The sequence below is a fragment of the Stenotrophomonas sp. 86428_Sma genome, assembly GCF_056481585.1.
The window spans coordinates 3,141,938-3,163,483 of record NZ_CM151156.1; the positions used below are offsets into that span (position 1 = coordinate 3,141,938).

The following is a 21,546-nucleotide window of genomic DNA, read 5'->3' on the forward strand; positions in this document are numbered from 1 at the left end:
TTATACGGATTTCTGCCGCCCGGTTCATTCCCGGCGTGGCAGAATCGGGCTATTCCGTACTGGTCCGGTCCATGTCTGCACCCCGCTCGTCGTCCGCCAAGTCGTTCACTGTGCATATCCCGCGCAACGCCCTGAAGATCGCCGGCATCGCCTTCGGCGTGGGCGTGCTGCTGTTCGTGCTGGTCTGGCTGACCGGCCGTGACAAGGAGTTCTTCCGCGCCGACCCGGCCGCACAGACCCCGCAGGAAACCGCCCAGGTCGAGCCCCTGCCGGAACCCTTGGCCGCTGCGGCCGGTTCCAGCGACATGCCTGACGCCAAGCCGGCACCGGTGGAGGAAGAAGCGCCGAAGCTGGTCGAAACCGCTCCGCCGCCACCCGCCCCGATCGCCGAGCCGGCCCCGGCCGCCCCGGGCGCTGCGCAGGCTGCGACCGGCAACAGCCAGCCGATGCCGATTGCCGGCCAGTCGCCGCCGCCGTCGTACCCCGCCGCCGCCCTGCGCGCCGGCGAAACCGGCACCGTGGTGGTACGCGTGGATGTGGACGCCACCGGCTATCCCAACAACGCCACAGTGATCCAGCGCAGTGGTTCACGCGACCTCGACCGTGCCGCCACCGACGCGGTACGCCGCTGGCGTTTCACCCCGGCGCAGAGCAATGGCCAGGCCGTGCCCGGCAGCATTGAAGTGCCGTTCGACTTCAAGACGCAGTAACTGAACGCTTCCCGGCAAGCAAACTGAACCCTGCCGGTGGCGTTGACGCAGCGCTGACACTTCCCGTCCATGGCTCGGGCAACACTTCCCACGTCGTCAGTTGACGGAAGGAGTTTGCGATGACTGCCACCACCCACGAAGACCTTCATTCGCCGCAGCTGCAGCAGGATTCGAGCGTGCAGCACAAGCCCACGTCGCCCTGGATGTGGATCGCGCTGATTGTGGCGATGTTTGCGGCCGCCCTGCTGTGGCTGCGCCATTCCAACCAGGAGGATGTGGCGCCGGCACCGGTCGGTGAGCGCATGTTGCCCGCCCCTGAGCAGGCTGCGGTGACCGATGCAGCAGCACCTGCAACGCGCCAGGCCGCCCCGGCCTCCAGCCAGCACAAGACTACGCCGGTAGCGCGTAATCGCGAAGCACGCCCGCTGGCCAGCAACCGCATGCCCACCTACCCCGCTGCCGCACTGCGCAGTGGCGTGCAGGGCAGCGTGATCGCCAGCCTGAATGTCGATACCCGTGGCAATGTCGCCAACGCTGCGATTGTTTCGCGCAGCGGCGAGCGCAGCCGCGACCTGGACCGTGCGGTGCTGAACACCGTGCAGAACTGGAAGTTCCAGCCTGCGGTGCATGACGGCCGCGCAGTAGCAAGCGTGGTGCGGGTCCCGGTGGATTTCCGCACCGAGCAGCGTTGATCGCGGACGAGGGGTTCGTGATGTTTCGACGGAGGCTTCGGCCTCCGTCTTTTTATGCGGAAAGGCGTGCCGACCAAGGTCGGCACCTACCGGGCGATATGAGCGTGCCGACCAAGGTCGGCACCTACCGGGTGATGTGAGCGTGCCAACCAAGGTTGGCACCTACCTGGCGATATGAGCGTGCCGACCGAGGTCGGCACCTATCGGGTGATGTGAGCGTGCCAACCAAGGTTGGCACCCACCGGGTTACGTCATCTGCCGGGCGTGGCCGCTCAGGCCAGGTTGAACCCGGCGCTGCGCGCCAGGCCATCGAAGTCCGGGAAGGAGGTGGCGACGTTGGCGATATCGTTGATGCGCACTTCGCCGTCACTGATCTGGCCGGCGATGGCGAAGGCCATGGCGATGCGATGGTCACCGTGGCTTTCGATGGTGCCGCTGCCCAGGCGCACACCGCCGTGCAGGGTGGCGCCGTCTTCGGTTTCGTCCACCTGCATGCCCAGCGCGCGCAGGCCGGTCGCCATCGCGGCGAGACGATCGGATTCCTTTACCCGCAGTTCGGCGGCCCCGCTGACCACGGTCTGGCCTTCGGCGGCCGCAGCGGCCACGAACAGCGCGGGGAACTCGTCGATCATGTCCGGCACCAGTGCTTCCGGAATGCGTGCACCCCTCAGCGGGGCGTAGCGCACCACCAGGTCCGCCACTGGTTCGCCGCCCTGCTCGGCCTGGTTCTCTTCGGTGATATCCGCCCCCATCAGGCGCAGCGCATGCAACAGACCGGTGCGGCGCGGGTTCAGGCCGACCTGTTTCAGACGCAGCTCGGAGTCCGGAATGATGCTGGCAGCCACCAGATAGAACGCGGCCGAAGAGAAGTCGGCCGGCACCACGATGTCAGTCGCGCGCAGGCGCTGACCACCACGCAGGCGTGCCTTGCCGGGCGAGAATTCGATGTCCACGCCGAACGCGGACAGCATGCGCTCGGTGTAGTCACGGGTCGGGTGCGGTTCGGTCACCTGGGTTTCGCCCTGCGCGTACAGGCCGGCCAACAGCACCGCCGACTTGATCTGCGCGCTGGCCACCGGCGAGGCGAAGTCGATGCCGTGCAGCGTCTGGCCGCCATGCACGTGCAGCGGCGGCGTCCCGTCTTCCTGTGTGTCGATCTTCGCGCCCATCTGCGACAGCGGGCCGGTCACGCGGCGCATCGGGCGGCCGGACAGCGACTCATCGCCGATCAGCGTGCAGTCGAATGCCTGGCCGGCCAGCAGACCGGCCAACAGGCGCATGCCGGTGCCCGCGTTGCCGCAGTCCAGCGGCGCATCCGGCGCCTTCAGGCCGTCGATACCGACGCCGTGCACGATGCGCTGCGACGGGCTGGGGGTTTCGATGCGCACGCCCAGCTGTCTGAAGATGCGCGCAGTGGCGCGGGTGTCCTCACCTTCCAGGAAACCTTCGATATGCGAGGTGCCATCGGCCAGCGCGGCGAACATCACCGAGCGGTGCGAGACCGACTTGTCGCCGGGAATGGTCAGGCTGCCCTGCAGCGGCTGGCCCTTGCGGGCGATCCAGTGTTGCGCGTTGCTCATCGTTCGATCGTTCCGTAAACGCCGGCAGCGCCGGCGATGCATCAGGGAGCGGCGGCCGTGGCCGCCGCAGCAGCACTCAGGGCACGGCCACCGGATAGGAGCCGAGTACCTTGATCTGTGCCGAGTGCGCTTCCAGTTCGGCCAGCGCGGCCTGCATCGGCGCATCGTCGATGTGGCCGGCCAGGTCGATGAAGAAGCCGTATTCCCACTTGCCGTGGTGCGACGGCCGCGACTCGATGCGGTTCATGCTGATGCCGTGGCGGGCGAACGGGCTGAGCACGTCGAACAGCGCACCAGGCTTGTCATGGATGAACACCAGCACCGAGGTGCGGTCGTGGCCGGAGGTCGGGAAGATATTCCGGCCCACCACCAGGAAGCGGGTGGTGTTGTCGGCATCGTTCTGGATCGGCTTGGTGACCACCTTCTTCAGGCCGTACACGTGGCCGGCACTCTCGCCACCGATGGCCGCTGCGTCGTCGGCGTTGCGCGCACGACGCGCACCTTCGGCATTGCTCGACACCGGAATTTTCTCGGCCTTCGGCAGGTTGGCGCGCAGCCACGCCGAGGTCTGCATGAACGACTGCGGGTGTGCGTAGATGCGCTCGATGTCCTCGATGCGGCCGCTGCGCGACATCAGGTACTGCTGCACGCGCAGTTCCACTTCGCCACAGATCTTCAGGTTGGAGGTCAGGAACATGTCCAGAGTGATCTGGATGGTGCCCTGCCCCGAATTCTCCACCGGCACCACGCCGAAATCGGCGTTGCCCGCTTCCACTTCCTGGAACACTTCTTCGATGCTGGCCATCGGCAGGCCCAGCGCGGAGCGGCCGAAGTGCTTGAGCACCGCCTGCTGGCTGAAGGTGCCTTCCGGGCCGAGGTAGCCGATCTTCAGTGGCTCCTGCTGGGCCAGGCAGGCCGACATGATCTCGCGGTAGACGTGCACCAGCAGCTCATCGCTGAGCGGGCCTTCGTTACGGTCCACCACCATGCGCAGCACCTGCGCTTCGCGCTCGGGGCGGTAGTAGTCGACGGCGGCGGCAAGCTTGCCCTTGGCCTTGCCGACCTGGTGGGCGAAGCGCGCGCGCTCGGCGATCAGGCTCTGGATGTCGCGGTCGATCTGGTCGATCTTCGAGCGCACATCGGCCAGCGCCAGCGGCGCCAGGGTGGGTGCCGGGTTCGACGCGGCCTTGGCCTTGCCCTTCGCCTTGGTGGGCGCGCTGTCCTTGGCCGGTTCAGCATTCTTCGGCGCCTTCTTGCTGGATTTGCTGCTTGCCATCGGAGTTCCTTGTTGCGGGGCACGCACCCGACGGTGCGCGCCGTTCATTGCTCAGCCGTGACGCTGCTGGAAATCGGCCATGAAGGCGACCAGCGCCTCGGCCCCGGCCAGCGGCATGGCGTTGTACAGCGAGGCGCGGATGCCCCCGACCACCTTGTGCCCCTTCAGCGCCAGCAGGCCGGCGGCCTTGGCTTCGGCGACGAAACGGGCATCAAGCTCGGCATTGGGCAGGAAGAACGGGATGTTCATCCGCGAGCGTGCCGGGTGTGCGACCTCGTTGCGGTAGAAGCCGCCGGAGCCGTCGATGGCGCCGTACACCAGCGCTGCCTTGGCGGCATTGCGCTTGGCGAACTCGGCCACGCCGCCTTCGGCCAGCATCCACTTGAACACCAGGCCGGCCAGATACCAGTTCCAGGTCGGCGGGGTGTTGAGCATCGAATCGCGGGCGACATGCGAGCGGTAGTCGAAGATGTCCGCGCGCGGCTGGCCGCTGCGCTCCAGCAGATCGCGGCGGATGATCATCACCGCGATGCCGACCGGGCCCAGGTTCTTCTGCGCGCCGGCGTAGATCACGCCATAACGGCGCACATCCAGCGGTTCGCTGGCGATGGACGAGCTGAAGTCGGCGACCAGCGGGACGCTGCCGGTGTCGGGCACATCACGGAACTCGACGCCGTGGATGGTTTCGTTGGCGGTGATGTGCACGTAGGCGGCATCGGGCGACAGCTGCCAGTCGGCGCGCGGCGGCAGCGTGCGGTAACCATCGGCCTCGCTGCTGGCGGCGATGTTGACGTCGACGTAGACACCGGCCTGCTTGACCGCCGTCTTGCCCCAGTGACCACTGACCACGTAATCGGCACGCTGGCCGGGGGTGGCGAAGTTGAGCGGGATCAGCGCCTGCTGGGTGGTGGCACCACCGGACAGGAACAGCACCGCATAGTCTTCGGGGATATCGAGCAGTCGACGCAGGTCGGCCTCGGCCTCGGCGGCCACGGACATGAACTCCGCACCGCGATGGCTCATTTCCACGATCGAGGCACCGGTACCGTGCCAGTCCAGCATTTCCGCCTGCGCCTGGCGCAGGACCGATTCCGGCAAGGTCGCAGGGCCGGCACTGAAGTTGAACGCGCGCGTCATGTCACACCTGTGGGGCAAGACCCCTAGTATGCCGCAGTGCACCAGCCTTGCGGCCTTGTGGCGCAAGGGAAATTTGGTTTCATTGGAATCCATTGGCCGCCAGCAAGGCGCCGGTAGTCGCCAACCTTGGTCGGCGTACGCCGTCAGGCGTCGTGCCCACCGAAGGAGCGTGCCGACCAAGGTCGGCACCTACCAGAGCGGATCCAGCGGACTCAGGCCAGGAGCAATGCCCCGGTAGTCGCCGACCTTGGTCGGCGTACGCCGTCAGGCGTCATCCCCGCCGAAGGAGCGTGCCGACCAAGGTCGGCACCTACCAGAGCGGATCCAGCGGACTCAGGCCAGCAGCAATGCCCCGGTAGTCGCCGACCTTGGTCGGCGTACGCCGTCAGGCGTCATCCCCGCCGAAGGAGCGTGCCGACCAAGGTCGGCACCTACCAGAGCGGATACGGCCGGTTCAGATCAGCGCGCGCCGAACCAGAGCAGCAGGCTGAGCAGTGCAGCCAGCAGCAGCGCACTCACCAGCAGCCACGGCCAGCGCCGGACCTTGCGCGGCGCGGCCGGCAGCACCGGCGCCTGCTCGGCGTCCTGGCTGGACTCGTCTTCATCCGGCAGCGGGCGCCGGCGCGGGTCATGCGGCACTTCCAGCACGAACCGGTGCTGGCCATCGAACACCACCTGGTCGCCGGCCTGCAGCCAGCAGTGGCGCACGGCCACGCCATTGACCCGTGTGCCATCGGCACTGCCCAGGTCACGCAACAGCACGCGCTCGCCATGCACTTCCACGCGGGCGTGCTGTTCGGCGAAGGCCGGCTCATTGATCTCGATGTCAGCGTCGCCACCGCGGCCGATCAGGCGGGACCGCGACAGCGTGAAGCTGCGGCCATGGTGCAGGCCACCGACACCGCGCAGCAGGCGCTGCTGCTCATTGGTGCCGTCACCGCTGTTCGGTGCGGGGGCCTGCAGCAGGCTCTCCACCTCGCCCTGCAGGACCATTTCCACGCCGTCCACATACACCGCATCGCCCGCACGCAGCAGCGCCATGCGCCGCACCGGGCGACCGTTCACATGAATGCCGCGGATACCGTTGCCGACCTGCAGCCAGAGGCCGCGATCATCCACGCAGAACTGCGCCAGCAGCAGGGCACCGTGGCCGGCGTCGCCGAGCCTCACACTGCCATTGGCCTGGCGCACGATGCGTTGCACCCCGGGCCGCAGCGGCTGGTCGGGCTGTTGTTGTTGGCTGAAGTGAACAAGCAGGTTCTGCACGCGGCGCAGCCTAGCAGGTTGGTCGCCAACGAAGAAGAACCCACGATGAGTGCTTGGCGCGAAGGCCCTCGATGCGCACAATGCTCGCCCTCATTGATCATCCCCGCTTTGCGCCAGGAGCCTGCATGTCCACCATCGATGTCCGCCACGCCCACGCCCTGCCCGATACGCAGGCGCGCGCCGCGATCGAACAGGTCGCCGCCAAGCTGTCCGAGCGCTTCGGCCTGAAGTCGTCCTGGACTGCCGACGTACTGAATTTCTCCGGCAGCGGCGTGGACGGTGCGATCGAACTGCAGCCGGGCGCCGTGCGCGTCACGGCCAAGCTGGGCTTCCTGCTGTCGGCGATGAAGGGCATGGTCGAAGGCGAGATCCAGCGCGTTCTGAAGGAAAAGCTGGGCTGAACCCCGGCGGCGGCCGTCACGGCCGTGCAACGCCATCGCGCGCTACTCTCGGGGCAGGCCCAACTCCCACGGGAAGTGCGATGAACCACTACGAGAACGACGACCGCCGCAACGACGACGCCTCTTTCGGTGACCAGGCCGAGCGCTTCTCGCGCAAGCTGAGTGACTCGGCGCAGCAGGTCTGGTTGGCCGGCCTGGGCGCTCTTGGCCGTGCACAGGCCGAAGGCAGCCGCTTCTTCGACGGCCTGGTGAAGGAAGGCGAAGCTTGGGAAGCCCGCCGCCGTGAACGCAACGGCGAACAGGGCCCGGGCTGGCGCGACAACGTTGAAACGTCGCTGGACGAGGCCCGCGAGAAGGCTTCCGGTACCTGGAACAAGGTCGAAAAGGCGTTCGACGACCAGGTGCAGGGCGTACTCAAGCGCCTGCACGTGCCCACCGCCGACGAGGTGACTGCGCTGGAGGCGCGCATCGACGCACTGCAGGCACGCCTGGCCAAGCTGGAGAATCGCGACGCCTCGGGCGCTGATGCACCTGCACCGGGCAGCCATCAGTCGCCAGGCAGCGTGCCCTGACCGACCATTGTTGCAATGCAATAAATTTTGATTGACAATCGCGAGCAACCCGCCAATCGCTTCGGCTGCCGTTTGTTCCCTCCCCTCACGGCTTCAGGATTGGCGGGTTTTTCGTGCCCGCCGTATACCGATCTGCGCGCGCCATCACGTTTCCTGTCAGGAACCTCCTGACCCAGCGATGCGGCACGACCTTTACACTGTCGTCCTCCGCATTCGCCCCTTCCGCGCACCTCCTGCATGCTCCCTTGGATCCTGGCCCTGCTGTCGGCCCTGCTTACCTGTTCCCTGGCCGTTGTCTATCTGTGGTGGATCAAGCGGCGGCAGAAGGAGATGCAACTCGGCCTGCAGGCCTTGGCTGGCATGCACTGGCGCGAATTCTCAGTGCTGGTCAAACGCATGCTGCGCGAACAGCGCGGCCTGCGTGAACTGAACGACCCGGCCGAGGAGTCCCGCGAGCCGAGCAGCGACTTCCTGCTCAGCGATGGTCCCAACCAGTGGCTGGTGTCCTGCAAGCACGGCCTGGCCTACCGCATCGGTACCGCCGCAGTGAACGAACTGGGCGCGGCCGCGCGCCTGGCCGGCGCCAAGGGCGGCGTGCTGCTGACCGAGGGCCGGATCGAACGCGACGGCCGCAGCGCCGCCGAGAAGCAGGCCGTCGAGGTGCTGGACGGCCCGCGCCTGTGGCCGTTGCTGCAGCCCTATCTGCCGGCAGAAATCGAAACCCGTGTGCGCGCCAGTGCCCGTCATGAAGCCCTGCGCCGGATCGCCATTGCCGCGCTCGGCGCGGTCACGCTGGGCCTGCTGGTGGGATTGAGCCTGCAAGGCTTGCATGTGCAGGACACCGCGCCTGTTGCCGAGGTGGCGCACACCCCCGCGCCGGTTGCGCCTGCGGTTGAAGCGGCGCCCGAACTGGCGCCGGCCCCCGCCACCACACCGCCGACCACGGCGCCTGCGCCGACGCCCTCAACCGATGCGCGCAGCAATCCCAACCCGGATGCCGCCACGCTCGAGCGTTTCCAGGCCGATCTGTCCCGTGCCTTGGCTGGCAAGCCCGGCATCGCCAGCGGTGTCTGGCTGACCCGGCAGACGCTGGCGATCAACCGCACCGGCGAGCTGGACGCGGTGTGGCCGCAGGTCTGCGAGGAAGTGCTGCACTACCCCGCCCTGCGTAACGTGCGCATCCAGCTCAACGCCCGCCCTGGCGTGGATGAGCCCGTACGCTGGCGGCAGTGCGCTACGTATTGATTGGGGTGTCTGTAGATCCACGCCATGCGTGGATGCCTCTGTAGCGTCGAGCCACGCTCGACTCATCGCGCATCGCGCCAACAGCAGCCGAGCATGGCTCGGCTCTACATGGCGCCTGCTCAGCCCAATGCTGCGAGATGGGCGATGTAACTGGAGCGCGATTCACCTGCCGCTCTGGCCTGCGCATCCAGCCTCGCCAGGATCCGGCGTGGCAGGCTGATGTTGACCCGCTCGATGGTGTCGTCCAGCAGGGCCGGATCAATGCAGATGTACGCAAGAATCCAACGGATGTCCTTGGATGCCTCGGCGGCGATTTTCTGCGGTGCCGAAGGTGTCGGAATCGAGCGTCCCTCATCCAGGGCCGCATCAATCCAGGCGAGCGCGGCCTCTTCCGCCGCAGTGAGCGCATCATCAAGCGTGTCGGCCGCCGAGAAGCACCCCGGCAGATCCGGAACGACCACACCCCACGCGGTGCGCTCATCACCTGCCTCGATCAAGACTGGATATCGCATGGGCCCTCCTACGTCAGTCCTGCGAGCTTCCGCAACGCCTGCACCAGCCCTTTGCCCAGATCCTTCCTTGGGTGAGGCACGGTGATGATGTGAGGGTGCTGCGGGTGCACGAATACATGATGGGATCCGCGAATCCGGCGACAGGTCCAACCTGCCGCCTCCAGATCCCGGATGAGATCCCTGCTCTTCATGCGGGGACGATACACATCGTACACACGCCCCGACAGAGTTCAAGGCGACAGCGTGTCCCGAGCGGGGTCGACCCTACCTTGCCCCAGGCGCGAAGCGCGCCACCAGGTCCCAGGCGTCGCCGAGGAACACCTGGCGCACACGGGTGATCGGCTGCTCACCGCGCCAGGTCAGGCGCTCGATCACCAGACAGGCGGTGCCCGGCTTCACCTCCAGCAGCTTGGCGGTGGCGGTATCCGCGCCCCAGGCACTGATGCGGTGCTGGGCACGGGTCCACGAGACGTTCTGCAGCAGCCAGCTGCCCGGCGCGGTGGTACTGAAATCGACCTCCAGCACCTCGGGCACGCCCACCGGGCTGATCAGGCGGTGCTCCAGCGCCAACGGACGGCCATCGGCCAGGTGCAGGCAGCGCATCGCCAGCAGCCTCTCCTGGCCGGCCAGCTCCACTTCACCGGCATTGCCAGCGTCGGCCAGGCGCAGCTCGCGCTGCAGCAGACGATAGGCGTACTGATGGCCGCGCGAGCCGACCTCCATCGCGATATCGGGAATCTCCAGCGCCACCTGCTCCAGGTGCGGGGGCTGCCGCGCCACGAACGAACCGGCGCGGCGGCGCCGCTCGATCATGCCGCTCTCGGCCAGCGCGGTCAGCACCTTGTTCACCGTCATCCGCGAGCAGCCGTACTGCTCCATCAGCTCGTGCTCGTACGGAATACGGAAGCCCGGCGCCCACTCTCCGCTGAGGATGCGGCTTTCCAGATCGCTGCGGATACGCTGGTTGAGCGTGGCGGACTTGCTGGCCTTCACGTGATGGGGTCTCGGCGGCGGGAGGCGATCAGCCCAGCACGCCACGCAGGGCGGCAGCGAAGGCGGTGGTGATCGCCTCGCGCTGCAGGTGGCGGCCGTCGGCCACGCACTGGCGGCCATGACGCCAGACCGATCGCAGCGCGCCATTACGTGCGGCGAACACCCAGCTGTCAAGCCATGCGTCATCCTGCCGCGCCTGTAGCGCGGGGTGTGCGGCATCCAGCTCGACCAGGTCGGCACTGGCGCCGACCTGCAGGCCGGCGGCCACACCCAGGGCCTGTGCACCGCCTTGCAGTGCGCCCTCGAACAGGAAGCGGCCGGTGCTGCGGGTGGCATCCGGAGCCAGCACATTGCGCCCGCGCAGGGTCAGGCGCTGACCGTATTCAAGCAGGCGCAGTTCTTCAGCCGCGTCGATCAGCACATTGGAATCGGAGCCGACACCGAAGCGACCGCCTTCGCGCGCGAACGCCTGCATCGGGAACAGGCCGTCGCCAAGGTTGGCTTCGGTGATCGGGCACAGGCCGGCCACCGCCTGGCTGGCCACGATGGCGGCGCGCTCATCGTCGGTGATGTGGGTGGCATGCACCAGGCACCAGCGCGCATCCACCGGCGCATGGTCGTACAGCCACTGCACCGGGCGCTGGCCGCTCCAGGCCAGGCAGGCCTCCACCTCGCGCACCTGTTCGGCGATGTGGATGTGCACCGGGCCGTCGGTAAGCGGCAGCAAAGCACTCAATTCCTCGCCGGTGACTGCACGCAGGCTGTGCGGGGCAATGCCGAGCACCGCATCGGGCAGCGCGGCCAAAGACGGCTTGGTGGCGTCCAGCAGCTGCGCGAAGCCGTCCACGTCGTGGATCAGGCGTCGCTGCGCGGGGTTCGGTGCCGCTCCGCCGAAATCGGCATGCGCATAGAACACCGGCAGCAGGGTCAGCCCGATGCCGGTCTGGTCGGCCGCCGCCGCAATCCGCGCGCTCATCTCGGCACGGTTGGCATACGGCCGGCCGTCAGCATCATGGTGCAGGTAATGGAATTCGCCGACGCGGGTGAAGCCGCTTTCCAGCATTTCCATGTAGGCCTGGGCGGCGATGGCCTGCACCGCGTCCGGGCGCAGATGGGCCAGGAAGCGATACATCAGCTCGCGCCAGCTCCAAAAGCTGTCACCGTCGCCGCCGCCGATCTCGGTCAGCCCGGCCATGCCGCGCTGGAAGGCATGGCTGTGCAGGTTGGGCAGGCCCGGCACCAGGATGCCGACACGGGTATCACCCGCCTGCGCGCCCTGCCCCGTACTGATCGCCGTGAAGCGACCGTCCTGCACCTGCAGGCGGACATCGCGGGCCCAACCCTCGACCAGCAGGGCGTGGGCGGCATGGAAACTGTGCGGGGAACGCGAATCGGACATGGCTGGACAACCCGAAATGGACGCCTATATTGTATAGACATATAAGCACAGCCGCGTTGTGGATGCCATGCACGTCGATACCCTCTGGTCCAACGTCCACCTGATCACCCTCGATGGCGAGGGGCTGGGTGTCATCCGCGATGGCGTCCTGGCCTGCGCCGATGGCCGCATCGTCCACGTCGGCACCGCCGGCAGCGATGCCCACCTGCAGCCGACCACCCGCATCGACGGCGAAGGCCGCTGGATTTCGCCCGGACTGATCGACTGCCACACCCACCTGGTCTACGCCGGCAACCGCGCCAACGAGTTCGAGCAGCGCCTGCAGGGCGTCAGCTATGCCGACATCGCCCGTGCCGGCGGCGGCATCGTCTCCACCGTGCGCGCCACCCGCGCCGCCACGCCGGAACAGCTGGCCCGCGAAAGCCGGCCGCGCCTGTTGGCGATGCGCGCCGAGGGCGTGACCACCCTCGAGATCAAATCCGGCTACGGCCTGACCCTGCCCGACGAGCGCAAACAGCTGCAGGTGGCGCGTGCGCTGGGCGAGGAATGCCGGGTCAACGTGGTGACCACCTTCCTCGGCGCACACGCGATTCCGCCGGGCCGCGAAGCACAGGAGTACACCGACGAGGTGTGCAACGTGATGATTCCGGCCATCGCCGCCGAAGGCCTGGCCGAAGCAGTGGACGTGTTCTGCGAGAACATCGCCTTCTCGCCGGCGCAGGCGCGGCAGGTCTTCGAAGCGGCGCGCGCCAACGGGCTGGCGGTGAAGATCCACGCCGAGCAGCTGAGCAACCAGCATGGCGCCGAACTGGCCGCCAGCTTCGGTGCACTCTCGGCCGACCATATCGAACACCTGGACGATGCCGGCATCGCCGCGATGGCCGCGGCCGGCACCGTGGCGGTGCTGCTGCCCGGTGCCTTCTATTTCACCCGCGATACCACCCTGCCGCCGATTGCGGCGCTGCGCGCGGCCGGCGTGCCACTGGCGCTGGCCACCGACAGCAACCCCGGCACCTCGCCACTGACCAGCCCGCTGCTGGCGATGAACATGGGCGCGACCCTGTTCCGCCTGACCGTGGACGAATGCATCGCCGGCTTCACCCGTGAGGCGGCGCGCGCATTGGGCCGTGGCGATCGCGTCGGTCGCCTCGCCATCGGCATGGACTGCGACCTGGCGATCTGGGACATCGACGCCCCCGCCGATCTGGTCTATCGCATTGGATTCAACCCGCTGCACGCGCGCGTGGTGCGCGGACAGCCCGACCTGCCTGCCTCCTGGAGCAACACATGAGCAACACCCTGGTTCTTCGCCCCGGCCATGTCACTCTCGCCCAGTGGCGGCAGGCCTATCGCGGTGCGCCGCTTGCACTGGACCCGGCCGCGCTGCCGGTGGTGCGTGCCAGTGCCGCGACCGTGGCCGCCATCGTCGCCAAGGGCGCGCCGGTCTATGGCATCAACACCGGCTTCGGCAAGCTGGCCAGCGTGCGCATCGAGCGCGAGGACCTGGCTACCCTGCAGCGGAACATCGTGCTCTCGCACGCTGCCGGTGTTGGCGAGCCGATGCCTGCCAGCGTGGTGCGCCTGATGATGGCGCTGAAGCTGGTCAGCCTGGCGCAGGGTGCTTCGGGCGTGCGCGAGGAAACCCTGCTGCTGCTGGAAGCAATGCTGGTCAAGGGCGTGCTGCCGGTGGTGCCCGCACAGGGCTCGGTGGGTGCCTCGGGTGACCTGGCGCCGCTCTCGCACCTGGCCAGCGTGATGCTGGGCGTGGGTGAAGCCTTTATCGGTGACGAGCGCCTGCCGGCAGCCGATGCATTGGCACGTGCCGGCCTGCAGCCGATCGAGCTGGGCGCGAAGGAAGGCCTCGCGCTGCTCAACGGCACCCAGTTCTCCACCGCCTATGCGCTGGCCGGCCTGTTCGAGATCGAGACCGTGTTCCAGGCCGCGTTGATCACCGGCGCGCTGTCGGTGGAAGCGGCCAAGGGCTCGGATACCCCGTTTGACCCGCGCATCCATGCCATCCGCGGCCAGCGCGGGCAGATCGCCACGGCCGCCACCCTGCGCACGTTGATGCAGGGCTCGGACATCCGCGAATCGCATCGTGACAACGACGTGCGCGTGCAGGACCCGTATTGCCTGCGCTGCCAGCCGCAGGTGATGGGCGCAGCGCTGGACATCCTGCGCCAGGCCGCGACCACGCTGGAAATCGAAGCCAACGGCGTGTCCGACAATCCGCTGGTGTTCACCGATACCGGCGAGGCACTGTCAGGCGGCAACTTCCACGCCGAACCGGTGGCCTTCGCCGCCGACATGCTGGCGATGGCGGTGTGCGAGATCGGCTCGATCAGCGAGCGCCGCCTGGCGATGCTCGTTGACCCGGCGCTGTCCGGCCTGCCGGCGTTCCTGACCCCACGCCCGGGCCTGAATTCCGGCTTCATGATTCCGCAGGTGACCGCCGCGGCGCTGGTCTCGGAAAACAAGCAGCGCGCCTACCCGGCCAGTGTTGATTCGATTCCGACCTCGGCCAACCAGGAAGACCATGTGTCGATGGCCGCGCACGGTGCACGCCGCCTGATGCAGATGGCCGAGAACGCCGCCAACGTGATCGGCATCGAGCTGCTGGCCGCCGCGCAGGGCTGCGACTTCCACGCGCCGCTGCGCTCCAGTGCCGCGCTCGAATCCGTGCGCGCCACCCTGCGTGCGCAGGTGCCGACGCTGGAAGAAGATCGCTACTTCCACCCGGACATGGTGACCGCCACGAACCTGGTCCGCAGTGGCGCGCTGGCACAGGGCTTGGCGGAGCTGCTGCCAACCGTGGAACCGCAGGCATGAATACCCATCCCGAATGGCTGACGGTGCACGAGGGCGATGCCCCGTTGATCGTCAGCTTCCCGCATACGGGCAGCGAACTGCCGCACGACCTGATCGGCGACTACCACTCACCGTGGCTGGCCCGCCGCGATGCCGACTGGTGGGTGCACGAACTGTACGACTTCGTGCGCGGCATGGGCGCGACCACGGTGCGCTCGGCGATCTCGCGCTCGGTGATCGACCTCAACCGCGATCCCAGCGGCGTGTCGCTGTACCCGGGCCAGAACACCACCGGCCTGTGCCCGCTGACCACCTTCGACAACCAGCCGCTGTACCACGCGGGCCGAGAGCCGGATGAAACGGAAATCGCCCGTCGCCGCGACACGTATTTCCTGCCTTACCACGATGCGCTGGCCGCACAGATCACGCGCCTGCGCGCGAAGTTCGGCACTGTCGTGGTGTATGACGCGCACTCGATCCGCTCGCATATCCCGCACCTGTTCGACGGTGAACTGCCGCAGTTCAATCTCGGTACCGCCGGCCCCTCCGGCGCGCCGGACACCTCCTGCGACAACGCGTTGAGCGATGTGGTGGAGAACCTGCTGAAGATCAGTGGCATGAGCCAGGTGCGCAACGGCCGCTTCAAGGGCGGCTGGATCACCCGCCACTACAGCAACGTCGCCGGCGGCGTGCACAGCCTGCAGATGGAACTGGCCTGCCGCGGCTACATGCACGAACCCCTGCCGGACCAGGTGGACGAGCACAGCTGGCCCACCCCGCTCGACCCCGACCACGCCGCACCGCTGCGCCACACCCTGGCGCAGGTGCTCAACGCCTGTCTTGAATTCGCTACGAACCGGAGCGCCGCATGACCCGCAACGACCCGACCCGCACCATTGCCGCGCCGACCGGCACCACGCTCAACGCCAAGAGCTGGCTGACCGAAGCGCCGCTGCGCATGCTGATGAACAACCTGCACCCGGACGTGGCCGAACGGCCGCAGGAACTGGTGGTGTACGGCGGCATCGGCCGCGCCGCGCGCGACTGGGAGAGCTTCGACGCCATTGTCGAAACGCTCAAGCGCCTGGACGACGACCAGACCCTGCTGGTGCAGTCGGGCAAGCCGGTGGGCGTGTTCCGCACCCACGCCGATGCGCCGCGCGTGCTGATCGCCAATTCCAATCTGGTGCCACGCTGGGCCAACTGGGACCACTTCAACGAACTGGATAAGAAGGGCCTGGCCATGTACGGCCAGATGACTGCCGGCAGCTGGATCTACATCGGCGCGCAGGGCATCGTGCAGGGCACCTACGAGACCTTCGTGGAGATGGGCCGCCAGCATTTCGGCGGCGACCTGACCGGCAAGTGGCTGTTCACCGGTGGCCTCGGTGGCATGGGTGGCGCGCAGCCGCTGGCTGCAGTGATGGCCGGCGCCTCCTGCCTGGCCGTCGAGTGCCGCAAGAGCAGCATCGACATGCGCCTGCGCACCGGCTACCTGGATACCTGGACTGACAATCTGGACGAAGCGCTGCGCCTGATCGACGAGTCATGCAAGGCTGGCACGCCGAAGTCGGTGGGCCTGCTCGGCAATGTCGCCGACGTGCTGGCCGAACTGCTGGCGCGCGGCGTGAAGCCGGACCTGCTGACCGACCAGACCTCCGCGCACGACCCGGTGAACGGCTACCTGCCGCAGGGCTGGACGGTCGAGCAGTGGGATGAGAAACGTGTCTCCGCGCCCAAGGAAGTGGAGAAAGCCGCGCGCGCGTCGATGGCCAACCACATCCGCGCCATGCTCGGCTTCCACGCACTGGGCGTGCCGACCGTGGACTACGGCAACAACCTGCGACAGATGGCGCTGGAAGAAGGCGTGGCCAACGCCTTCGATTTCCCGGGCTTCGTGCCAGCTTACATCCGCCCGCTGTTCTGCCGCGGCATCGGCCCGTTCCGCTGGGCCGCACTGAGCGGCGACCCGGAAGACATCGCCAAGACCGATGCCAAGGTGAAGGAACTGATTCCGGACAACCCGCACCTGCACCGCTGGCTGGACATGGCCGCCGAAAAGATCAAGTTCCAGGGCCTGCCCGCGCGCATCTGCTGGGTGGGTCTGGGCGACCGCGATCGTCTCGGCCTGGCGTTCAATGAGATGGTCGCCAACGGCGAACTGAAGGCGCCGGTGGTGATCGGCCGCGACCACCTCGACAGCGGCAGCGTTGCCTCGCCAAACCGCGAAACCGAAGCGATGGCCGACGGCTCCGATGCGGTGTCCGACTGGCCGCTGCTGAACGCCCTGCTCAACACCGCCAGCGGCGCGACCTGGGTGTCGCTGCACCACGGCGGTGGCGTCGGCATGGGCTTCTCGCAGCACGCCGGCATGGTGATCGTCTGCGACGGCACCGAGGCCGCGGCCAAGCGGATTGGCCGCGTGCTGTGGAACGACCCGGCCACAGGCGTGATGCGCCATGCCGATGCAGGCTATGAAATCGCGATCGACTGCGCGAAGGAAAAGGGGCTGGATCTGCCAGGAATCCTGGGCTGATCGCAGGGGTGCCGGCCAGCGGCCGGCACTACCGGAAACGTAGGGTAGTGCCGGCCGCTGGCCGGCTCTCCCTGATGCGGGAATCGGTGCCCTTGACCCGCTCTCCCGCCGTGACCAACATGCGCCATCACCGCCGACGGATCACCGCGATGTACCGCACCCTTGCTGCCGCATTGCTCTGTGCCCTCTTCGCGTTCCGATCGCTTCTGCACGTGGCGCTCCCGGCACTCTCTCTGCTCAGCTCGACACCCAACTGCAGGCCAACCGCGAGCGCTACGGCATCGCCGGCCAGGCGGTACTGGTCGCGCACAATGGCCGGGTGCTCTACCAGGGCGCCAGCGGCGAACGCGATCCCGCTGCCCATGTGCCTGCCACTGTCGACACCATCTTCGCCGCGCAATCCATGGCCAAGCTGCTGACCAGCACACTGGTGATGCAGCTGGTCGACCAGGGCAAGGTGGATCTGGACGCACCGGCCAGCCGTTATGTTCCGGACCTACCGACGGCATGGCAGGCGATTCACGTACGCGATTTCCTCAACCACAGCTCGGGTATCGGCGAGTATTACGACCGGGTGGACAACCGCTGGGTGAGCAAGGGCTACACCGGAGTGGCGCCTAACCTTGGCGCTGCACTGAAGGTGGCCGGCGCGACACCGATGCAGTTCGTCACCGGCAGCCGCGTGCAGTACACGCAGGCCAACTACCTGGTGCTGACCGCCTTGCTGGAAGCACATTACCGCAAGCCCTACCCGGCCATCGCGCGCGAACGCATCCTGCAGCCGCTGAAGATGACCCGCACTTCATGGGGAGCAGCCAGCGTGCCGGCGCAGCGCGCAGCGGTGCCGTACATCGGCAAGGACGGTCAGCTGCAGCCAGCGAACGAAGACCCCTGGCCGGACTACGGTTGGGGCCATGCCGATCTGCAGACCACCGTGGGTGACATGAACCGTTTCCTGCAGGCGCTGGCGACCGGCAAGCTGCTGCGCACGGCGACCCTGGAAAAACTCTGGCAGCCGCAGAAACTGGCCGGCGGCGGCAGCAATTTCTTCTCCACGGGCTGGGACACCACCCGCAGCGACGGCTACACCCAGGTCGGCCACGATGGCGGCACCCGTGTACGTGCGCGGCTGGCCTACAAGGGCACCCTGGCCAGCGGCTACTGGGTGTTCGTGTACCTGACCAACGGCAGCGCCCGCAATGTCTGGTCGAGCATGCTGGTCGAGAGCACGATGGCGGTGGCCGCGCCGGAGGAGTTTCCGCATGCGGTATTGTCCGAGCGACTGATCGCGTATGCGCTGGATGACAGCGCCGGCGCGGCCGAAGCAGTGCATCGCTGGCTGCGCGACAGCAACAAGGTTGCTGCCAGTGAATTGGAACGCGCGATCAATGCCGATGGTTACGCGATCCGCGAGAGCCTCGGGGCACGCAAGGCAGTGAAGGTGTTCGCGCTCAACACCGAGCTGTATCCGGATTCGGCCAATGCTTGGGACAGCCTGGCCGAGTGCCATGCGGCGCTGGGCGAGAAGGAAGCGGCCGATCGGCTGTATGCAAAGGCCAAGGCGCTGGCGAAGCCGGCGCTGTAGAGTCGAGCCGTGCTCGACTCCGGGACACAGAGGCAGTCGAGCAAGCTCGACTCTACAAGGAGCGCGGGCGGCCATACGCCGCCGATGGGTGACGTGACGTCGCCGACCTGTTAACTTGCGCGCCACTTTCGTAGTTTACAGCATTCCCGCATGTCGCTCTCGTCGTACCGCCCCACCCCGTCGCTGTTGTTCCTGGCCGTTTCCCTTGGCCTCTCCACCACCGCCGCTGCTGCGCCGCAGGCCACCACGCTGGATGCCGTGCAGGTCACCGCTGCTGCCGATGCCAGCGCCCAGGCGCGCGAGGCGCTGAAGCGCGTACCCGGCGCGAGCAACGTCATCGACGTGGCCAAGGCCGACAGCCGCTTGTCCAGCAGTGCCGATGTGCTGGCCTACCAACCGGGCATCAGCGCGCAGTCACCGGGTAATGAGGGCACCAAGGTCTCGATCCGGGGCTCGGGCATCAACCGTGGCCCCGGCGCGCATGCCTCGGGTATTGCGGTGTCGATCGACGGCCTGCCGCTGACCGGCCCGGGCGGCACACCCTACGAACTGCTGGAACCGCTGTGGTTATCGCGCGTAGAAGTCCTGCGCGGCGCCAACGGTTTCGAGCGTGGTGCCTTGGCACTGGGCGGTGCCATCGACTACGTCAGCCGCAGCGGCCGTGATTCTGCGGGCGTGCAGCTGCACTACGAAGCCGGCAGTCGTGGCTACCAGAAGCGTGGGATCAGCTGGGGCGGCGTCAGTGGTTATGTCGACTACTTCCTGGCCTACACCGATACCGAGTTCGATGGCTATCAGCGCCATGCGCGCGGCGACGGCAAGGGCGCAATGGCCAACATCGGCTGGCAGATCACGCCCGACCTGCAGACGCGCTTCTTCGTGCGCTACCGCGAAACCAATCACGAAACACCCGGTCGCCTGACCCGCGACCAGATCCGCAACGACCCGCATGCGGCGAACCCGGCCAACCTGGCCATCGATGCACGTCGCCCGCAGCCCGGCAGCACGTGGGTGGGCAACGTCACCACGCTGCAGATCGATGAGGATTCTTCGCTGCAGGCCGGGCTGGTCTACCACACGTACCCGATGGACTTGAACGAGAGCCTGTACCGCCAGCAGCTGGACTACGCCAACCTCAACGCCACGCTGGACTACCGCCACCGGCACCGGCTGTTCGGCCTGGACAGCGAAACCACGGTCGGCCTGCGCGTCACCCATGACCTGGATGCCGATGTGCGCGAGTCGCTGCGTTTTGCCAGCAACGGCTATGCCGCCGGCACGCGCACGCGTGACTTCCGCCACCACGGCACCGACAGCACGCTGCACATAGGTAATACCCTCACCTTCAATGACCGCCTGCGCATGCAGACCGGGCTGGCACTGATCAACACCCGTCGCGATGTACAGGTGACCTGGCCGAGCAGCGGCGGCCGCCTGCGCGACCACGACTGGGACTACGCGCCCCGACTGGGCTTCACCTGGCAGCACAGCGCGCAGACCCAGTGGTTCGGCAACCTCAGCCGCTCGGTGGAAGCACCGCACCCGTGGTCGATGATCTGGGGCTCGAACCAGTACTTCGGGCCGGGCAATGGCCCATCCAGCGGCCGCCAGCGCGCGCCGGTGCCGATGCAGAACCAGGCCGCCACCACGCTGGAACTGGGCGCGCGCGGTGACGCGGCGCTGGGTCGCTGGGAACTGACCGGCTACTACGCACACGTGAACCACGAACTGCTGAGCGTCGAGCTGCAGCCGGTGCCGAACCTGTTCATCGCCGAGAACAACGCCAGCCCCACCGTTCACCGCGGCATCGAAGCCGGGTTGGACAGCACGCTGTGGCAGGCAGCGCCGGGCCGCCTGTCGCTGCGCCAGGCGTACACCTTCAGCGACTTTCGTTATCGCCACGATGCGCGTTTCGGCAGCAACCGCCTGCCCGGCCTGCCGCGTCACGCCTACCAGGCCGAGCTGCGCTTCGATCACGCGTCCGGCCTGTACGCTGCGCTGAATACCGAATACGCCTCGCGCATCGCCGTCGACTACGCCAACAGCTACTGGGCCGACAGCCGTGTGATCTTCGGCAGCCGCATCGGCTACGACGCACCCGGTGGCCGCTGGCAGGCCTGGGCGGAGATGCGCAACATCGGCAATCGCCGCTACGCCGCCACGGTCACGCCGGGCTACAACGATGCCGGCAAGGATATTGCCCGCTCGACGCCGGGCGAAGGCCGTGGCATCTACGCTGGTGTGCGTTTGCGCTTTGACTGATGACCGCAGGCGGCGCCGGGTGTGATCCAGCGCCGCCGTTTCAATGTCAGCTGATGCGCCACGCCGGCAGGCGCTCGCTGCGTTTCCAGATGGAAGGCGCGAAGCCGATCAGCACCATCGCCGCCAGCCACTTCGGTGAGGTAGTGAGCAGTGTCGAGGTGAGCGAGCCATCGACGGGGGCGGCCATTTCCTGCCACGGGTTGTAGCCCAGGTAGACGACGCTGCCAGCCCACCACAGCAACGCCACACCGACACCCACCAGCAACAGGGCCAGCGTGCGGCAGGTCCATCGTTGCGAGGTGGTGCCCCATTCGCGGGATACCGCCACCAGCAGGCCCACCACCAGCAGCGAAATCAGAGCCACCAGGCCGATATCGACCTTGGGCCCAATACGCTCATAAGTGCAGGCGCGGCATTGCGCCTCTTCCGCGGCAGTAACGGCTTCGGCGCCATCGGCCTGCCCGGCTGCAGGCTGTGCCAGTGCTGCAAACGGCAACAACACCGCCAGCAGCGTCACCATGATCCAACGAAACAACATCCTGTTCCTGCGTGCAGCGACATCCATGCGCTCT

Annotated in this window: 19 protein-coding genes and 1 pseudogene; 11 read left to right on the forward strand and 9 right to left on the reverse strand. The window is 67.4% G+C overall.

Annotated features, from left to right (window positions below; translation table 11 throughout):
• The first annotated feature begins 71 nt into the window (after positions 1-71).
• Positions 72-710: an energy transducer TonB gene (locus ACZK3J_RS14500; protein WP_478476003.1), complete on the forward strand. Its 639-nt coding sequence runs from the start codon at positions 72-74 to the stop codon at positions 708-710.
• Positions 711-829: 119 nt separating this feature from the next.
• Positions 830-1,402 (forward strand): TonB family protein, encoded by a 573-nt coding sequence (locus ACZK3J_RS14505; protein ID WP_279943126.1) that lies wholly within the window; start codon positions 830-832, stop codon positions 1,400-1,402.
• Positions 1,403-1,674: 272 nt separating this feature from the next.
• Here the strand turns inward: ACZK3J_RS14505 and aroA are convergent, their stop codons facing one another.
• From aroA to ACZK3J_RS14525, 4 genes are all read right to left on the reverse strand, one after another.
• The gene (gene aroA, locus ACZK3J_RS14510) at positions 1,675-2,982 is read right to left on the reverse strand and encodes a 3-phosphoshikimate 1-carboxyvinyltransferase (RefSeq protein WP_478476004.1); all 1,308 of its coding nucleotides are present in this window, start codon (positions 2,980-2,982) and stop codon (positions 1,675-1,677) included.
• A 76-nt stretch (positions 2,983-3,058) separates the two neighbouring features.
• Positions 3,059-4,258, reverse strand: coding sequence for a prephenate dehydratase (pheA, locus tag ACZK3J_RS14515; RefSeq protein ID WP_478476005.1), 1,200 nt, complete (start codon positions 4,256-4,258; stop codon positions 3,059-3,061).
• A gap of 51 nt (positions 4,259-4,309) precedes the next feature.
• The gene (gene serC, locus ACZK3J_RS14520) at positions 4,310-5,395 is read right to left on the reverse strand and encodes a 3-phosphoserine/phosphohydroxythreonine transaminase (protein WP_478476006.1); all 1,086 of its coding nucleotides are present in this window, start codon (positions 5,393-5,395) and stop codon (positions 4,310-4,312) included.
• Between the two features lie 459 nt (positions 5,396-5,854).
• Positions 5,855-6,661: an FHA domain-containing protein gene (locus ACZK3J_RS14525; protein WP_032127717.1), complete on the reverse strand. Its 807-nt coding sequence runs from the start codon at positions 6,659-6,661 to the stop codon at positions 5,855-5,857.
• Positions 6,662-6,786: 125 nt separating this feature from the next.
• Here ACZK3J_RS14525 and ACZK3J_RS14530 point away from each other — a divergent pair, with 125 nt between their 5' ends.
• From ACZK3J_RS14530 to ACZK3J_RS14540, 3 genes are all read left to right on the forward strand, one after another.
• Positions 6,787-7,062: a polyhydroxyalkanoic acid system family protein gene (locus ACZK3J_RS14530; RefSeq protein WP_277778202.1), complete on the forward strand. Its 276-nt coding sequence runs from the start codon at positions 6,787-6,789 to the stop codon at positions 7,060-7,062.
• Positions 7,063-7,142: 80 nt separating this feature from the next.
• Positions 7,143-7,634, forward strand: a complete 492-nt coding sequence (locus ACZK3J_RS14535; RefSeq protein WP_049399651.1) for a phasin family protein — start codon at positions 7,143-7,145, stop codon at positions 7,632-7,634.
• A gap of 237 nt (positions 7,635-7,871) precedes the next feature.
• Complete coding sequence (locus ACZK3J_RS14540) at positions 7,872-8,879, forward strand: restriction endonuclease (RefSeq protein ID WP_478476007.1); 1,008 nt, start codon at positions 7,872-7,874, stop codon at positions 8,877-8,879.
• Positions 8,880-8,998: 119 nt separating this feature from the next.
• Here ACZK3J_RS14540 and ACZK3J_RS14545 read toward each other — a convergent pair whose 3' ends face one another.
• The 4 genes from ACZK3J_RS14545 to ACZK3J_RS14560 all read right to left on the reverse strand — a co-directional run bounded on the left by ACZK3J_RS14545 (position 8,999) and on the right by ACZK3J_RS14560 (position 11,783).
• Positions 8,999-9,376, reverse strand: coding sequence for a type II toxin-antitoxin system HicB family antitoxin (locus tag ACZK3J_RS14545; protein WP_239509172.1), 378 nt, complete (start codon positions 9,374-9,376; stop codon positions 8,999-9,001).
• A 23-nt stretch (positions 9,377-9,399) separates the two neighbouring features.
• A complete protein-coding gene (locus ACZK3J_RS14550) occupies positions 9,400-9,582 on the reverse strand; it encodes a type II toxin-antitoxin system HicA family toxin (protein ID WP_107433137.1) in 183 nt (60 codons plus the stop codon).
• 73 nt (positions 9,583-9,655) lie between these two features.
• Entirely contained in the window at positions 9,656-10,384 is a 729-nt protein-coding gene (gene hutC, locus ACZK3J_RS14555; RefSeq protein WP_134951391.1) for a histidine utilization repressor, read from the reverse strand.
• Between the two features lie 28 nt (positions 10,385-10,412).
• A complete protein-coding gene (locus ACZK3J_RS14560; protein WP_134951392.1) occupies positions 10,413-11,783 on the reverse strand; it encodes a formimidoylglutamate deiminase in 1,371 nt (456 codons plus the stop codon).
• A 67-nt stretch (positions 11,784-11,850) separates the two neighbouring features.
• Here ACZK3J_RS14560 and hutI point away from each other — a divergent pair, with 67 nt between their 5' ends.
• From hutI to ACZK3J_RS14590, 6 genes and pseudogenes are all read left to right on the forward strand, one after another.
• Positions 11,851-13,074, forward strand: coding sequence for an imidazolonepropionase (gene hutI, locus ACZK3J_RS14565; RefSeq protein WP_134951393.1), 1,224 nt, complete (start codon positions 11,851-11,853; stop codon positions 13,072-13,074).
• Positions 13,071-14,612, forward strand: a complete 1,542-nt coding sequence (gene hutH, locus ACZK3J_RS14570) for a histidine ammonia-lyase (RefSeq protein ID WP_478476008.1) — start codon at positions 13,071-13,073, stop codon at positions 14,610-14,612. The genes hutI and hutH overlap by 4 nt, the downstream gene beginning before the upstream one ends.
• Positions 14,609-15,463 (forward strand): N-formylglutamate deformylase, encoded by an 855-nt coding sequence (gene hutG, locus ACZK3J_RS14575; RefSeq protein WP_478476009.1) that lies wholly within the window; start codon positions 14,609-14,611, stop codon positions 15,461-15,463. The genes hutH and hutG overlap by 4 nt, the downstream gene beginning before the upstream one ends.
• On the forward strand, positions 15,460-17,127 hold the full coding sequence (gene hutU / locus ACZK3J_RS14580) for a urocanate hydratase (protein ID WP_478476010.1): 1,668 nt from the start codon (positions 15,460-15,462) through the stop codon (positions 17,125-17,127). Before hutG ends, hutU begins: the two co-directional genes overlap by 4 nt.
• Before the next feature lie 149 nt (positions 17,128-17,276).
• Positions 17,277-18,712, forward strand: a pseudogene (locus ACZK3J_RS14585) (serine hydrolase domain-containing protein).
• A 150-nt stretch (positions 18,713-18,862) separates the two neighbouring features.
• Positions 18,863-20,974: a TonB-dependent receptor family protein gene (locus ACZK3J_RS14590; protein ID WP_478476011.1), complete on the forward strand. Its 2,112-nt coding sequence runs from the start codon at positions 18,863-18,865 to the stop codon at positions 20,972-20,974.
• A 46-nt stretch (positions 20,975-21,020) separates the two neighbouring features.
• Here ACZK3J_RS14590 and ACZK3J_RS14595 read toward each other — a convergent pair whose 3' ends face one another.
• Positions 21,021-21,539: a hypothetical protein gene (locus ACZK3J_RS14595; protein WP_049463193.1), complete on the reverse strand. Its 519-nt coding sequence runs from the start codon at positions 21,537-21,539 to the stop codon at positions 21,021-21,023.
• Between the last annotated feature and the right edge of the window lie 7 nt (positions 21,540-21,546).